Raw genomic sequence first — 15,131 nt, 5'->3', positions numbered from 1 at the left:
CTCATCACGACAATGCCGCAGCATGTACGGCGCAACAACTTGTGATTTTCAACGTTTTCATCCACCAATAATTGCCTTACCAGTTCAATATTCCGTTTTTTGAGCAACACATTGCGCCATGCGGACGAGATCACTGCTGTTCATCCACATTGGCAACGGATGCCAGCTCCACATTCAAGCGGACGACTCCCTGCTTGAGTGCCCAAGAGATGGCTTGGCACTTGCTGCTCGCCCCCAGCTTGCTCACCACATTGTTCAGATGAAATGTCACCGTACGGGGGGTGATCCCCAGGATCTGGGCAATATCACTCACCTGCTTGCCCTCCGCAGCCCAACGGCATACTTCCAGTTCACGCAGGCTCAGGGCATCGTGAGGTGACGATCCCACCAGACAGATCCGTACCACAGCCTCGAAGATATGCATGGAGAGCCAGGTCAGCGAGGGAACAACCGCCAACCACTCCTGTTCGGTGCGGGGTTCACGAGTGATCAGGGAGAGCAGACCCACATGCCCGTTGGCGCCATGCCAGGGGAAGGTGATGCCGTCACGCAACCCTGCCTCCTGTGCCAGCGTCATGACTGTCAGACTCTGCTCATCACATGCCCCCTGCGCCATGATCTCCGCCCACAGGATAGGAGTGCTCTGCACCATGGCACGCTGCACGACGGGATCAATGGCAAAGAAATTTGCCTGGGTATAGGCATCGACCCAGTCTTGGGGGCAACCGTTGAAAATGATGACATCCGGGCGCTGTATGGAACTTGGAAACAGCAGAGCCAGCCGGAAATAGTCAAAGCCTGCCTGTACCGACAGCTGGCGCAACAACGCCACTATGGTGCGTTCATCGCTGGCCTGCTCAAACCGGGAGAGGAGGTCTAATGCGTAGGTTGTATTCATGTAATCAAGTTGCTTATAAACGGTGACGATATTGTTCAACATCAACCCCAATAGGGGCTGAATAACATGCCAACAAATGGAAACAACACAGAGGCCTGATGTTTGAGCCATCCGGATGAGGCGGCTGAATGGCAGGCCCCTTTAGAACAGGGATCGCCAATAGAGAAACATGCTACCAATGAAACAAAGGTAGAATTTAACTAATTAAATACAATGTATTACATAGTGAACATATGACGATTGCACTTAAAACAAGCATTTCTCGCTTAAAAAAGAGAGCGTGATCACCAGCGTGCCTGAACCTTCCGGGCAATCTTTCTGCAATAAAACCCCGGGCTTTCATGCCGCCACCCAGGCTGTTAACATGCGCTCCCTATGCCTGTTTTACGCTCTGGCGTGACCGTCACGCCGCCCTGACTCACCCTCTGCGCCGCCTGATTCCGGTTACCCCAACCGGAGCGTTTTTGTTCACCCCTCACATACCAATACAACAATGCGATCCTGCCAGAATGCCACCTGACCCCAGATCTATGGCAACGAGTGGTCATGGATCCTCAACGAGCGAGAAAATCCCCATGCTGGAACGTGCAAGACAAGAGTGGTTCTCCAACATACGGGGCGATCTGCTGTCGGGTATCGTCGTCGCCCTGGCGCTGATCCCGGAGGCCATCGCCTTCTCCATCATCGCCGGAGTCGACCCCAAGGTCGGCCTCTATGCCTCCTTCTGTATCGCAGTGGTCATCGCCTTCGTCGGGGGGCGCCCCGGCATGATCTCCGCCGCCACCGGCGCCATGGCGCTCCTCATGGTGACCCTGGTCAAGGAGCATGGCCTGCAATATTTGCTGGCGGCGACCCTGCTCACCGGCCTCTTCCAGATAGCGGCGGGTTACCTCAGGCTCGGCAGCCTGATGCGGTTCGTCTCTCGCTCCGTGGTCACCGGCTTCGTCAACGCACTGGCCATCCTGATCTTCATGGCCCAGTTGCCGGAACTCACCAACGTCACCTGGCAGGTCTATGCCATGACCGCAGCAGGCCTTGGCATCATCTATCTGTTCCCGCTAATCCCCGTGGTGGGCAAGCTGGTGCCCTCCCCGCTACTGTGCATCGTCATCCTGACGGCGGTAGCCATCACCATGGACATCGATATTCGTACCGTGGGTGATATGGGGGAGCTGCCCGATACCCTGCCCATCTTCCTCTGGCCCGAGGTGCCCCTCAATCTGGAGACCCTGGCCATCATTTTCCCCTACTCTGCGGGTCTGGCTGTCGTTGGCCTGCTCGAATCCATGATGACGGCGGCCATCGTCGATGATCTGACCGATACCCCAAGCGATCGCAACCGCGAGTGCAAGGGCCAGGGGTTCGCCAACATAGGCGCGGGCCTGATGGGCGGCATGGCGGGGTGCGCCATGATTGGCCAGTCCATCATCAACATCAAATCCGGCGGCCGCGGTCGCCTCTCCACCTTTGTGGCGGGCACCCTGCTCATCCTGATGGTGGTCTTCATGGATGAGTGGATCCGCCAGATCCCCATGGCGGCACTGGTGGCTGTGATGATCATGGTCTCTATCGGAACGTTCTCCTGGGAGTCAGTGCGCAACCTGAAGACCCACCCTATTTCCACCAGCATCGTGATGGTGGCAACCGTCGCCGTAGTGGTCGCTACCCATAATCTTGCGCTCGGGGTCTTTGTCGGGGTACTGCTCGCCTCCCTGTTCTTCGCCAACAAGGTCGCCCGCTTCATGCTGGTCAAGAGCGACAGCGAGCGCAACGACGAGGTGCGCACCTATCAGGTTCGGGGCCAGGTATTCTTCGCCAGTGCCGAGCAATTCTTTGCCGGCTTCGACTTCAAGGAGGTGGTGGAGAAGGTGGTGATCGATCTCACCCATGCCCATTTCTGGGACATCACCGCCGTCACTGCGCTGGACAAGGTGGTCACCAAGTTCCGCCGCGAGGGGACTGAGGTGGAGATCCTCGGCCTGAACGAGGCCAGTGCCACCATAGTCGATCGCTTCGGGGTGCACGACAAACCGGAGAAAGTGGAAAAACTGCTGGCTGGCCACTGATCACGAAAACGAATCCATCCTGACAAATATTGCTGCCTGTATCGATGGCTCCCCGTCATAACGGCGGTGTGCGATGCCGTCGCATGAGCCTCTGCCAACACGGAGTTGCCCATCCCCCTGCTGCACATAGTGGAGAAAAATGCGTTTGAGGGACCAGCCGCTCTCTCCCCCAGCACAGGTCTTGGCAACCGCGAGCACCTGTTCAAGAACGCCCAAGGCGAGCAGTCCGCAGCTCAAGGGGTTGCTGTATGATCTGGCGATGGGCGGTACGCAGAGTGATGAGCATGAACGCCAGCTAGCGCAGGTCAGCCAGGTGCTGAAGAGTGCAGCGTTCGAGGTCGATACCCTGTTGCGCCAGGAGACGTCGCCGCCGTGCTCAGCCGGCATGCCATCGAGGTAGGGAACAATCTTATCGTGATGGGGCTTATGACCATTCAGGTATCAGACAATTTATCGTGGGCAGCAGCACCACGGGGATACTGAAAACCACCAATACTGCGGTGTTCTTGCTGAGATAGGCAACCGGGGGCGGGTCAACCCGCCCCTGTATTCATCCGAACCAGCTTAGCACCGCCTCTCTGGACGGGATCCCTCCGGCGTGGACCACCTTGTCATCGATGACGACTGCCGGCGTCGACATCACCTTGTACTTCATGATCTCGGGCAATGACTCCACCTTCTCAAGCTGGATAGAGATCCCTAGCTCATCCACGACCTGCTGAATGAGTTGCACCGTGTTCTTGCAGTTGGCACAACCCATACCCAGTACTTTGACCTGTTTCATCTCACACTCCTCATCAAGACATTAACGGCGACACGACATTCAGAACCCACCCAACCAGCGTGAAGGAAACCAGCAGCACCAGCAGCAGGGTGCCCAGCAGCTGCCACTTCATCACTTGTTTAAGCAAAATAAACTCGGGAAAACTGGCAGCCACCGTGCTCATGCAAAACGCCAGTGTCGTGCCGATGGGCAAGCCACTCACGATCAGACTCTCCATCACCGGGATCACCCCGGTGGCATTGGAGTAGAGGGGGATGCCGATTAAAACCGCCGCAGGCACTGACCACCATTGGCCTGCACCAAGGTGTGAGGCAATCCAGCCTTCAGGAACAAAGCCATGGAGTGCTGCGCCGAGCCCCACCCCGACAATGACCCAGAGCCAGACACGCTTGAAGATGGTGAGGGTTTCTGACTTGGCGAAGGCATGACGCTCCAACAGCGATAGGGGCGGCGGCGCCGTATCTGGCTGGATCACCTTATTGTGGTCATGCCGTCCCTGCTTGAGAGCATCTGCGGCAAAATCGGCCAGCCAGCGCTCGGCCTTGATCTTGTCCAGAAAGGCACCTCCCAACATGCCAACCGCCATGCCGACCACCACGTAAATCAGGGTGAACTTCCAGCCAAGCAGGCTGACCAGCAACAGGACGGCCACTTCGTTGATAAGCGGTGAGGTAATGAGGAAGGCCATGGTGATCCCGAGCGGGATACCTGCCGAGGTAAAGCCCAGGAATACCGGGATACTCGAACAGGAGCAGAAGGGGGTAATGGCACCAAAGCCGGAGCCCAGTAAATAACCCAACCCCCTGTGCTTGCCCGCCAGATAGTCCCTCACCCGTTCGACCTTCAGGGAGGCCCGCAGCATGGCCACGATGTAGATCATGACCAGCAGCAGCGCAAAGATCTTGCTCACGTCCTCCACGAAGAAATGCAGTGCATCCCCCAGTCTGGTTTGCGGGCTCAGGCCAAGCTGCTGATAGACCAGCCAACTGGCGAGGTCAGTGAAAATCTGAAACATAATGGCTCCATCAACATCGGTGATATCCAGAAGACGTTGCATGTCACCAAAGGATGCTCATATTTTTCGTTTTTCTTGCTAGCGCCGCGATCTCATGGTTTGCGCCCCCCTCCCTCAATCACTGAATACCAGCGAGTCAAGGACACCTTGCCCGCTATGAACGCCTCCTTCTGTCGATTCGGCCGATTTGCTACGGATCAGATATCCCGCAAAGCTCTGCTCCGCACTGGCTGGATTGCCATCGATCTGAACGGTGAACATCCCCAGTTCGCTGATCAAATCCGTTACCCGATGCAGCTCCCCTTTGCGCACTACCCAGGCTGACATCGCTCTGGGGACAGGATGCAAACGGCGCATCAACGACCAGGCCTGATATTGCCGGGGATCCAGTGTTGCCAGTTTTACCTGAATGTCCGCCCCAAACAGACAATGCCCACCCCCTTCTCCCTGGTTTTTAAGTACCCAGCTATCGGAGGGCGCCGCTTTGATAAAGCATGCGCTCTCAGGGGTCACAGGATGCATCTCACCCAGAACACCTCTCACGGTGTCGGCCTCTTGCGGGGTCAAGCCAAATGCGACCAATCCATCTTCTTCCAGGCAGGACAGCAGCATTTGTACTCGCTTGCTGGTCGCCAACTGCTGAGCGACAGTGGCATTGACGGCGACTCTGTGTCGTTCAATCAACACACGGGTCGCCATCAACGCCTGGCAACATCTCTGCTCGTTGAGGTCGGCAGCCTCATAATCAGAATACTGGTATCCGGCACGCAGGTAGACGGTATCGAGTGGACCGATCCCATTGAGGATCAGCCTGTCGTTGGCGCCCGTGCTCAGTTGATTATGCAGTTCGCGAAAGGTTCTGCGCTGTGTCTCTATCCCTCTCTGCTGGAGAGCAAGCTCAAGCAGATGTTGATCAAACACATTGTTTTCATGTTCCTGCACAATCATCAGAAACCTGGCCGGGCCGGGGTCGCCAAACTCGCGCTTAATCTTGAACGTGGCTTCGGCAATGCCTGCTGACAACCCTTCAATGGCGTGATTGCAGACAAGCTCACCCACTGTCTGATGCGACTCCTGGATAGAGCTGGCAGGCCATTGCCGTCGTAGATAGCGGTGCAGCTCATGGATCCGCTGGCCAAATGGTCCCATGCCAGCGGCGATGCCATTGAACTCGACCAGCTGGTGGCCATTGCGCCTATCGTCCATAAAATCGCTGCGCATGATGAGCAAGGGCAGCCTGGGCGCGCTGCCGGGTGATGAATGTATGTGTTGATGCATGCTGAGCAGGGCTGAGAAGAAGGGATCTCCCGCCGCGATGGGATGAATGGCGTCGTATAAAAAACCATGATCCTCAGAGACGGCATAGATCAGCTTGCTCAAGGTCTGCGCCACGCCTTTCAAATGCTGGTAGTCTCCCCGGCTGATCGGTGTCGGCGTCAGGGTAAACGGGGTATGCACGGCAGAATACAGCGACTCCTTGAAGGCCACACCGTGAGTCAATGCCCACTCTATCGCATCATCTCTGACTTTCTGGATATCAAGAGAACTCATCATATGTTCCTGATTGTTGACTCACTACCCTCAAAACCGGGTTGCAGCACGCATATCCCATGGCGATCGGCCTATCTCCATCAGCAACAGCGTGTCTGGAGGTTCTGGGGGATTCACTTCACCACCGGGGTGAAGCAACAGACTCGACCGGTCTCATCCAGCCTGATCTGACAGTCCAGAGAGAGCTGCTGACGCAAGCGTTCCCTGGCCCGCAGCAAACGGGACTTGGTGGCAGCCTGGGTCAAACCATGCCTGACAGCAAAGTCCGCCTGCTTCATCCCCTCCAGATCACAGTGTCTCAGGATCTCCCTGTCACTCTGCGCCATTCTCTCCAGCACCCTCGGCAGACAGGAAGCAAGCGAATCCACCGCATCGAGCTCACCTTGCGCCATCGCCAAGTCGTCGTGCAGTGGCAACCAGGTGCGCTGCCGGCGGCTGTTATCGATCACCAGATGTCTGGCGACTTCAAACAGCCAGGCCCTGGCATTCTCGATGGCGCAGAACTTGCTCTGCTGGCGGATTGCCCGCAAGAAGGTCTCTTGCAGCAGATCATCGGCATCCATCGGGCTGCCAGATTGCTTGAGCAGCCACCCATAGAGCTCATGTTCATGCTGTTGCCATGCCGTCATCAGGCAGGGGGGCGCACCGGTTGGTTGGGTCACTTGATGCGTTTTCCTTGTGCATCCACCACCTGCTCCCCATCCTCCTTGGTGAAGGCCCCTTGCTGAGGGCTCGGCAAGATATCCAACACCATCTCTGACGGGCGGCACAACATGGTGTCCAGCGGCGTCACCACGATGGGCCGGTTGATCAGGATGGGATGCGCCAGCATGGCGTCGATCAACTCATCATCGCTGAACCTCTCTTCGGTCAGTCCTAACTCTTCAAAAGGCGGCACATTCTTGCGCAGCAGGTCCCGCACCGGCATCTCCATGGCGGCAATCAGGGCAACCAGGGTCTCGCGGCTCGGCGGTGTCTCCAGATAGTGGATAATGGCCGGCTCAACGCCCGAGTTGCGGATCAGCGCCAGCGTGTTGCGAGAGGTGCCACACGCCGGGTTGTGGTAGATGGTGATAGAGGTGTCACTCATGCCTGCGCCTCCGCTTTGCCATAGTGGCGCTTCATGCGCAGGGCCACGTTGACCAGACCGATCAGCACGGGCACCTCTACCAAGGGGCCGATGACGCCGGCGAAGGCCTGATCCGAACTCAGCCCGAACACGGCGATGGAGACCGCGATGGCCAGCTCGAAGTTGTTGCCGGTCGCGGTAAAGGCGATGGAGGCGTTCTTGTCATAGGGAATACCCAGCTTCTTGCCCACCAGGAAGCTGGTGAAGAACATGAGCACGAAATAGACCACCAGGGGCACGGCGACCCGCAGCACATCCATGGGCAGCTCGACGATCATCTCCCCCTTGAGGCTGAACATCAGCACTATGGTGGCCAGCAGGGCGATCAGCGTGATGGGGGAGATGGCCGGAATGAAGCGCTCGGTGTACCACTTTTCCCCTTTTGCCTTGACCAGATAGTGACGGCTCAAAAAGCCTGCCAGGAAGGGAATGCCGAGATAAATCAACACGCTCTGCGCGATATCCAGCATGGTGATGTCCACTGCGAAGCCCTGCAGGCCGAACAGCGGCGGCAGCACGGTAATGAACAACCAGGCCATAAAGCTGTAGGTAAGGATCTGAAACGCGCTGTTGAGCGCCACCAGACCCGCACCGTACTCCTTGCTGCCACCGCCGAGATCGTTCCACACCAGCACCATGGCGATGCAGCGCGCCAGGCCGATCAGGATGAGACCCACCATGTAACCCGGCTGATCATGCAAAAACACCAGGGCGATCACGAACATCAATATGGGGCCAACCAACCAGTTCATCACCAGGGAGAGGGTGATGGCTCGGCGGTCGCGAGTCATGGTGCCCATGGTGGCGTAATTCACCTTGGCGAGCGGCGGATACATCATCAGGATGAGGCCGATGGCGAGCGGCACGTTGGTGGTGCCAACCGACATCGCCTCATTCCACTGGGCCACCTGGGGGAACAGATAGCCAATGCCCACCCCGATGCCCATGGCGACGAAGATCCAGAGGGTGAGGTTGCGATCGAGAAAACTCATTTTTTTGCTGACGGGCAGGTCAGAACAGGCGGTTGTACTCATCAAGAGACTCCGTGAGAGTGGGATGAAACGGGCGGCTGATGGCGGGGTAAACCGAGGGAGATCAGCGCCGCCAACAGAATGAAGAGGGTGGAGAGCCAGAGGCAGACCTCGAGACCATGGAGCTGGAACACCAGCCCGGAGAGCAGGGTGCCGAGCAGGCGGCCCAGGGCATTGGCCATGTAATAGAAGCCCACATCGAGCGACACCCCGTCAGAGCCGGCATAGCTGACGATGAGGTAGCTGTGCAGGGAAGAGTTGATGGCAAACAGGGCACCGAACACCATCAAACCGCCCACCAGGCTGATGGCCGGATGCAGATCGAAATGGAGCGCCAGGGCAATCAGGGCCGGGGTCAAGGCCAATACCAGCGCCCAGCCCATGGCCACCTTGCCATCGGGCACCCGCCCCTCGCGTTTGCCGGTAAAGCGGGGGGCTTGGGTCTGCACCACGCCGTAGGCGATGATCCAAAGCGCAAGGAAGCTCCCCACATAGCCATTATCCCAGCCAAGGCTGGAGGCGAGGTAGACAGGCAGCGCCACCACAAACCAGACATCGCGGGCACCGAACAGGAACAGACGGGCGGCGGAGAGGTAATTGATGGCCCGGCTCTTGGAGAAGATCTCCCTGAACTTGGGCTTGTTCTTGGCCTTGCCCAGATCCCGTTTCAGGGTCAGCATGCTGATGCACCAGACCAGTGCCAACGCCAGTGCCATGACCAGCACGGCCCCCTGAAACCCGATCAGGGTCAGCAGGGCGCCACCGAGGAAGAAGCCCATCCCTTTCAGGGCATTCTTCGAACCGGTCAGCAGTGCTACCCACTGGTAGAGCTGACCCTGCGCCTCCCCCGGCACCAGCAACTTGATGGAGCTCTTGGCGCTCATCTTGTTGAGATCCTTGGCAATCCCCGAGAGCGCCTGGGCGCCCATCACCCAGGGCACCGTCAGCCAGAGCGACGGCACCAGCAACATGCCGAGCGCCAGCACCTGGAGAGCGAGGCCTATGTTCATGGTGCGGTTGAGCCCGAGGCGAGCCCCGAGCCAGCCCCCCACCAGATTGGTCACCACCCCGAAGATCTCGTAGAAGAGGAACAGGGAGGCGATGGCCAGCGGGCTGTAACCCAGCCCGTGGAAGTAGAGCACCACCAACATGCGCAGGGCGCCGTCGGTCAGGGTAAAGGCCCAGTAATTGCCGGTCACCAGCAGATACTGGCGGATCTCTGGGGAGAGGCGGGTCAGTGCCATGGCCGGGTTATCCTTGCGCCTTGTCCATTTGACCGACCATGCGCATCAGCTCGGCGGTGCGGTTGGCATAGCCCCACTCGTTGTCATACCAGGCGTAGATCTTCACCTGGGTGCCGCCCACCACCATGGTGGAGAGTGCATCTATGGTGCAGGAGCGCGGATCTGTCTTGTAATCCACCGACACCAGGGGGCGCTCTTCATAGCCCATGATCCCCTTGAGCTCATTCTCGGCCGCGGCCTTGAGCAAGCCATTGACCTCGGCTTCGGTGGTGGGGCGGTTTACCTCGAACACGCAGTCGGTGAGGGAGGCGTTGGCGAGCGGCACCCGCACCGCATGGCCATTCAGCTTGCCCTTGAGCTCGGGGAAGATGTGGGTGATGGCGGTGGCAGAGCCCGTGGTGGTGGGGATCAGGCTCAGGCCGCAGGCGCGGGCGCGGCGCAGATCAGCATGGGGCGCATCCAGAATGGTCTGGGTGTTGGTGATGTCATGAATGGTGGTCATGGAGCCGTGCTTGATGCCGAGCTGCTCGTGGATCACCTTCACCACGGGCGCCAGGCAGTTGGTGGTACAGGAGGCAGCTGTCACTATGGGGTGCTGCGCCTTGTCATAAAGATGGTGGTTGATCCCCATCACCACATTGAGCACACCCTCCTCCTTGACCGGTGCCGTGACCACGACCCGCTTCACCCCTTGCGCCAGATAAGCATTGAGCAGCGCCTTGGTTTTCATCTTGCCGGAGGCCTCGATCACCACATCACAGCCGGACCAGTCAGTCTGACCGATCTCCTTGTTGCGAGTACAGGGGATGCGATGATTGCCGATCACCATCTGGTCCCCATCGCTACCGGCTTCATGATGCCAGCGGCCATGGACGGAATCGAAGGTGATGAGGTGTGCCAGCGAAGCGGCATCGCCGGCCGGGTCATTGATGCGCACAAACTCCACATCCGCCCAGTCGAAGGCGGCGCGAAACGAGAGGCGGCCCATGCGGCCAAAACCGTTGATACCCACTTTGATGGTCATGCTGTTTTCCTTAACCGGCGAATGCGTAATGGGTGTTGAGGTAGTTGAGGTGCGCTGCTAATGTCAGCGCCTTGGGGCGCACTCCTTGCACCAGCAACTTGACCTGAGTGGGGGCGTAGCCTGCCTCCAGCAGCAGGATGGCTGCCATCAGCCCGGTACGCCCCGAGCCGCCACGGCAATGAATGGCCAGGGTCTGACCCGCAGCCAGACGCACCAGCAGATCCGCCTTGTGGTTGGCAAAGGCGGTGGCAAACGGTGCTTCGGGGGCGCAATCGTCCTCCACCGGCAGTTGGCACCAGGCCAGCCCCAAGGCCTCACACTCGGCGGGCAAGGCATCGGCCTTGAACCGCGTCAGCTCGGCCCCCGGCATCAGGGTGATCACGGCATCCGCTCCGGCGGCTTGCAGGGTCTTGAGGGAGTCCTGCAAGGAAGCCTCCTTGGTGCCAGGACAGGGGGTGAAGATAAGGCGGGCGCCATTATCCAGATTCAGGATGTCAAAGGGATGCATGATAAACAACAGCTCCATGTCTCGTCAGGATGAGGGTGAAAGCGGGACTCGCCTCTCGGCGATACCGGGCAGGTGTCAGTAGGTCTCGTCGCAGCAGGACGAGCGAGGCTGACCACTGACGGTCTGGGGACGACCATCCACCAGACCGCAAGCCTCCGGATGACCTGCACAGCACTCCTCGGTGAGGTAGCCGATAAGGCTCAGCATCAGGGGAATGTTGGCACGATAGCGCAAAAAGCGTCCCTCCTGCTCCACCGAGAGCAGGCCCGCATGCAGCATGGCCTTGAGGTGAAACGAGAGAGTGTTCGGGGCAATGTCAAGCTCGCTGGCCAGCTGGCCGGCCACCTGCCCTTCCAGTCCGGCCTTGACCAGCAGACGCCATACATCGAGACGAATGCCGGATGCGAGGGACTCGAATACCTTGGTGGCGATCTCTTTGTTCATGGAACTTCCCCTTAATGCATTTCATGACTTCAACTATACAAGAAACATTGAAATGATCAACATGACTACAGCTCGCAGCCAATCCCTTCAATCCCTCTTGTCATTCACGCAGCACTCTTCGCAGAAAAACGCGATGCTCTCATCCAGCCCCTCGTATTGAGAGAGGCACAGGAGTGCGCGGCTTTTAAGGCTCTGTTTGAAACTCTTCGATATGGTAGCTAGGGGTCAATACGGAATGGCGTGGGCGAAGAGATGTGTAGTGGTTAACTAAATCCGGACACTTGGTTAGGCCGAGCCTCAGCTTTTGCTGGCGGTATCCCGTCATTGTATTGATGCGGACACCGCCAGTTGTAGTAATCCATCAGGTAATAGCTGATATCCCGTTGTCGGGAGCCACTCTGTCTTCAGGCTCCTGAACAACCGCTCCATCGGTGCATTATCCCAGCAGTTGCCACGTCGACTCATGCTCTGGGTCATGCGATAGCGCCACAGCCGTTGCCGAAATGCCCGGCTGCCGTATTGGCTGTCCTGGTCGGAGTGAAGCAGCACGCCTGATGGGCAACCTCGTTGCTGATAGGCCATCTCGAGCGCTTTTATTGCCGGCGCTGCATCAGGTTTGTCAGACATCGCCCAGCCCACAACTCGCCGGGTATGGGGCTCAAGCACCGCGGCCAGGTAATACCAACGGCCACCTGCCCAGACGTTGGTGATATCGCCACACCACACCTGATTGGGTTGTTGGATGTCAAATTCACAGGTCAGCAGATTTGGGATATCCGGTCACTCAGACCGGACGATCTGATAGCTATGAGCGCCCGGTTGCTTGGATGCCAGACCGGCTTCCTTCATCAGACTGCACACTTTGAATCTGCCAATCTGATGCCCCAGCGCTCGCATCATCGACATCAAGGTGCGGCTGCCCGCTGAGTTCCAGCTTTCTTTGAACAAGCGGCGCAACTCGCTGCGTTGCTGCATACGCTCACGGTTAACCGCCCGCTTGCGAGCCAGATAGTCGTAAAAACAGGCAGTGGGAACATCAAAAGCGCAGCAGGCCAGGGTAGCGGGGCTGCTCTCTTAATCGGTCCATCAGCGCGTACGTGCGAACTCGTCCGCCATCAAGAGAGCGGTAGCTTTTTTAGAATGTCTTTCTCGCGGTCAAGGCGGTTGATGCGGGCTTCCAGCTCCTGGATTTTCTGCTGCACCGGCATCAGAGCCTTACTGTTGGGCGTGGTACCACTGCGTTCGGATTGACGCTGCTGAACCCAGCGGCGAAGCACGGTTTCACCGACATCCAGTGGACGGCTGGCTTCGGCGACAAAATATCCCTGGTCGAGCACCGGGATGCGGCTTCCAGTTTGAATTCAGCAGTAAATGAGCGACGTAATCTTGTCATTGAACACCTCAGGTCATGGCGGCGACTGTACCGCCTAAAACGGTGTACGGGGTGATTAGACCACTAAATAGTGGTCGCTACGGCTCGCACTAATGAACCCGCTGACTTTCTCTCGCAGAAGCCACTGTCTCTCCGCCTCCCTGCACTGTCTCTTCATGAGTGCGCATTCCCCGATATTGACTGCGTTGACTCGTGTTTTGGGGAGGCTGGGGCGAGATTAAGGCAGATAACCAACATTTGAAATCGAAACCAAATAAAGTCAACCCACACAAGTAGAAGCAGCGTGTCAATCCATAATCCCCCTCTAATCGTTAGGATAGTTTCACTGAAACCTCAGCACACCCCAAAAGACACTCCTATTGTAAATAATGGAAACAAATACAATAAATCAATAGATTACCCTCTTGCCTCATAAGCGAAAACGCATAACAAGCCATAAGTCAACAATGATTGTTTTGTGATTCGCAACACAAACTTCGAATATCACAAGGGATAAACATTGCATTGGAAATCGATTTCAAGAAAATGAGCACAGCATGATTTTGTCTTGGCATCGATTGCATGGCAGCTGTTTGAGTCTCGACAGTTCATCGCGATGGACATTTTTCCCATTGATTGGAGTGGTCAGTATGAATGCAACCAAAAAAGGACTTTTAGCATCGTTGATCGCCGCAGCCTTGCTCAGCGGATGCGGTGGTGACGAGAACATTTCTTCTAGCAACGGCAGTGAAACCCCTCCGGGTGAAACGCCACCTGGTGAAACACCGCCAGGCGGTGGAGATGGTGCATTGTTGCTGTTTGGTGTTGGGGCGAACGCAAGTGTCACTCCCAATATCCAGTCCGAGAAGGATAACTGGAACCTTCAGCCAGTCACGGCCACTCCCGTCGCCATGACTAGCATCAGCGCGGTGCTCATCAACAATGCTGGTACCGACGACACTGCCGACGTGCAGGTACCCGGCGATGGTGATGGCACCTTCATGCTCAAATCCGACACCCCGCTGAATCTGAGCAAGTATGCTTCCGGTTTCATCGAGTTTCAGTTGCGGACCAAGAGCGCGATCCCTGAAGTCCTGAATGTCTCCATCGACAACGAATATCCCAATCGCAGCAGTCTGCCCATTGCGAGTGCTCTGGCCAATACCGGCGACTGGGAGACCCTGACCCTGCCCATCAACTGCATGAAACCCTTCCCTGGTGCCACGGCGATCAACCTCGCCACCGTGGGCACACCATTCCATCTGGCCACGAAGGATGCCTTCAGCTACGAAATCACCAATATCAAGTACTTGCTGACCACAACGGCAAAACCGGTTGTCGATCCCATCACCTGTGAAGCGCCAGGCACCGATCCAGATACTGACCCCGGCACCGATCCAGATACTGACCCCGGCACCGATCCTGGTACTGACCCCGGCACCGATCCTGGTACTGATCCCGGCACCGATCCTGGTACTGACCCCGGTACAAGCTCTGGCGTCAACAACGCCCCCGCACTGGTCACCACCGACACCGCGCTCTACTACTCAGGGGATAAGGGTCAGGCAGTCGATCGTAGCGCCGACTACCCCGCTGCAGGGTTTGGCGGCACCCTGACCGATGAGAACCAAATTGTCACCATCGATCTACCGGGAAATGGTGGCGTCTTTTTGGGCTCCGACAGTGCGAGTGCCGACCTCTCTGCCTATCAGGCTGGCACCCTACAAATCGACCTGAAAGTCTCTAGCTATGGTGACTCCCCCAACATCCAGATCAGGATGGATGGCACCGCAGGCCCGGATTACGGCACCTTCTTTACCATGGACAGCAACATCGTTCCCGATGACGACAGCTGGTACCGCTGCACCTTGCCGGTCGCAGCTCTGATCCCGGGCGCCAACACCAGCTCAGTACAGAAAGCGATTTACATGAGCGGGGCATGGGATTCGATGGCTGGTCTGAGGTTTGCGTTCACCAACGTAGCCCTAAAAACGGCTATCCCAGCAGACTTTGACATCAATCAGCCCTGTCAGAAGATTGATTTATAAGAAGTTTAATTTTAACC

General features: G+C 57.4%; 13 protein-coding genes and 1 pseudogene. 2 read left to right on the top strand and 12 right to left on the bottom strand.

Features of this window, described 5'->3' with window-relative positions; all coding sequences use genetic code 11:
* Positions 1-130: 130 nt before the first annotated feature.
* Positions 131-940: a LuxR family transcriptional regulator gene (locus PG898_RS01155; RefSeq protein WP_270823347.1), complete on the bottom strand. Its 810-nt coding sequence runs from the start codon at positions 938-940 to the stop codon at positions 131-133.
* A gap of 533 nt (positions 941-1,473) precedes the next feature.
* On the opposite strand from PG898_RS01155, the gene PG898_RS01150 reads away from it, so the two are divergent.
* Positions 1,474-2,964, top strand: a complete 1,491-nt coding sequence (locus PG898_RS01150; protein ID WP_270823346.1) for a SulP family inorganic anion transporter — start codon at positions 1,474-1,476, stop codon at positions 2,962-2,964.
* 550 nt (positions 2,965-3,514) lie between these two features.
* Here the strand turns inward: PG898_RS01150 and PG898_RS01145 are convergent.
* From PG898_RS01145 to PG898_RS01095, 11 genes and pseudogenes are all read right to left on the bottom strand, one after another.
* Positions 3,515-3,748, bottom strand: a complete 234-nt coding sequence (locus PG898_RS01145; protein ID WP_005332560.1) for a thioredoxin family protein — start codon at positions 3,746-3,748, stop codon at positions 3,515-3,517.
* A gap of 13 nt (positions 3,749-3,761) precedes the next feature.
* On the bottom strand, positions 3,762-4,805 hold the full coding sequence (locus tag PG898_RS01140; RefSeq protein ID WP_270823345.1) for a permease: 1,044 nt from the start codon (positions 4,803-4,805) through the stop codon (positions 3,762-3,764).
* A 72-nt stretch (positions 4,806-4,877) separates the two neighbouring features.
* Complete coding sequence (locus PG898_RS01135) at positions 4,878-6,314, bottom strand: glutathione synthase (protein WP_270823344.1); 1,437 nt, start codon at positions 6,312-6,314, stop codon at positions 4,878-4,880.
* A gap of 113 nt (positions 6,315-6,427) precedes the next feature.
* Positions 6,428-6,976: a sigma-70 family RNA polymerase sigma factor gene (locus PG898_RS01130; protein ID WP_232092300.1), complete on the bottom strand. Its 549-nt coding sequence runs from the start codon at positions 6,974-6,976 to the stop codon at positions 6,428-6,430.
* A complete protein-coding gene (gene arsC, locus PG898_RS01125) occupies positions 6,973-7,404 on the bottom strand; it encodes a glutaredoxin-dependent arsenate reductase (protein WP_182786124.1) in 432 nt (143 codons plus the stop codon). Before arsC ends, PG898_RS01130 begins: the two co-directional genes overlap by 4 nt.
* Positions 7,401-8,477, bottom strand: coding sequence for an ACR3 family arsenite efflux transporter (gene arsB, locus PG898_RS01120; RefSeq protein WP_270823343.1), 1,077 nt, complete (start codon positions 8,475-8,477; stop codon positions 7,401-7,403). Before arsB ends, arsC begins: the two co-directional genes overlap by 4 nt.
* On the bottom strand, positions 8,477-9,718 hold the full coding sequence (gene arsJ, locus PG898_RS01115; protein WP_270823342.1) for an organoarsenical effux MFS transporter ArsJ: 1,242 nt from the start codon (positions 9,716-9,718) through the stop codon (positions 8,477-8,479). Before arsJ ends, arsB begins: the two co-directional genes overlap by 1 nt.
* Positions 9,719-9,725: 7 nt before the next feature.
* Positions 9,726-10,742: an ArsJ-associated glyceraldehyde-3-phosphate dehydrogenase gene (locus PG898_RS01110; RefSeq protein WP_270823341.1), complete on the bottom strand. Its 1,017-nt coding sequence runs from the start codon at positions 10,740-10,742 to the stop codon at positions 9,726-9,728.
* 10 nt (positions 10,743-10,752) lie between these two features.
* The gene (locus tag PG898_RS01105) at positions 10,753-11,250 is read right to left on the bottom strand and encodes a phosphatase domain-containing protein (protein ID WP_270823340.1); all 498 of its coding nucleotides are present in this window, start codon (positions 11,248-11,250) and stop codon (positions 10,753-10,755) included.
* Positions 11,251-11,325: 75 nt separating this feature from the next.
* Positions 11,326-11,694 (bottom strand): ArsR/SmtB family transcription factor, encoded by a 369-nt coding sequence (locus tag PG898_RS01100; RefSeq protein WP_005332532.1) that lies wholly within the window; start codon positions 11,692-11,694, stop codon positions 11,326-11,328.
* Positions 11,695-11,957: 263 nt separating this feature from the next.
* Positions 11,958-13,087 (bottom strand): annotated as a pseudogene (locus PG898_RS01095) (IS3 family transposase).
* Positions 13,088-13,716: 629 nt separating this feature from the next.
* On the opposite strand from PG898_RS01095, the gene PG898_RS01090 reads away from it, so the two are divergent.
* Positions 13,717-15,114, top strand: coding sequence for a putative glycoside hydrolase (locus PG898_RS01090; RefSeq protein WP_270823339.1), 1,398 nt, complete (start codon positions 13,717-13,719; stop codon positions 15,112-15,114).
* The last annotated feature ends 17 nt before the right edge of the window (positions 15,115-15,131 follow it).

The organism is Aeromonas sp. QDB31, assembly GCF_027707605.1.
GTDB lineage: Bacteria > Pseudomonadota > Gammaproteobacteria > Enterobacterales > Aeromonadaceae > Aeromonas > Aeromonas media.
This window is presented reverse-complemented; position numbering and strand designations above follow the sequence as displayed.

Coding starts and splice junctions, on each gene's coding strand:
- PG898_RS01155 (WP_270823347.1), bottom strand. CDS start 940: ATGTTGAACAATATCGTCACCGTTTATAAGCAACTTGATTACATGAAT.
- PG898_RS01150 (WP_270823346.1), top strand. CDS start 1,474: ATGCTGGAACGTGCAAGACAAGAGTGGTTCTCCAACATACGGGGCGAT.
- PG898_RS01145 (WP_005332560.1), bottom strand. CDS start 3,748: ATGAAACAGGTCAAAGTACTGGGTATGGGTTGTGCCAACTGCAAGAAC.
- PG898_RS01140 (WP_270823345.1), bottom strand. CDS start 4,805: ATGCAACGTCTTCTGGATATCACCGATGTTGATGGAGCCATTATGTTT.
- PG898_RS01135 (WP_270823344.1), bottom strand. CDS start 6,314: ATGAGTTCTCTTGATATCCAGAAAGTCAGAGATGATGCGATAGAGTGG.
- arsC (WP_182786124.1), bottom strand. CDS start 7,404: ATGAGTGACACCTCTATCACCATCTACCACAACCCGGCGTGTGGCACC.
- arsB (WP_270823343.1), bottom strand. CDS start 8,477: ATGAGTACAACCGCCTGTTCTGACCTGCCCGTCAGCAAAAAAATGAGT.
- arsJ (WP_270823342.1), bottom strand. CDS start 9,718: ATGGCACTGACCCGCCTCTCCCCAGAGATCCGCCAGTATCTGCTGGTG.
- PG898_RS01110 (WP_270823341.1), bottom strand. CDS start 10,742: ATGACCATCAAAGTGGGTATCAACGGTTTTGGCCGCATGGGCCGCCTC.
- PG898_RS01105 (WP_270823340.1), bottom strand. CDS start 11,250: ATGCATCCCTTTGACATCCTGAATCTGGATAATGGCGCCCGCCTTATC.
- PG898_RS01100 (WP_005332532.1), bottom strand. CDS start 11,694: ATGAACAAAGAGATCGCCACCAAGGTATTCGAGTCCCTCGCATCCGGC.
- PG898_RS01090 (WP_270823339.1), top strand. CDS start 13,717: ATGAATGCAACCAAAAAAGGACTTTTAGCATCGTTGATCGCCGCAGCC.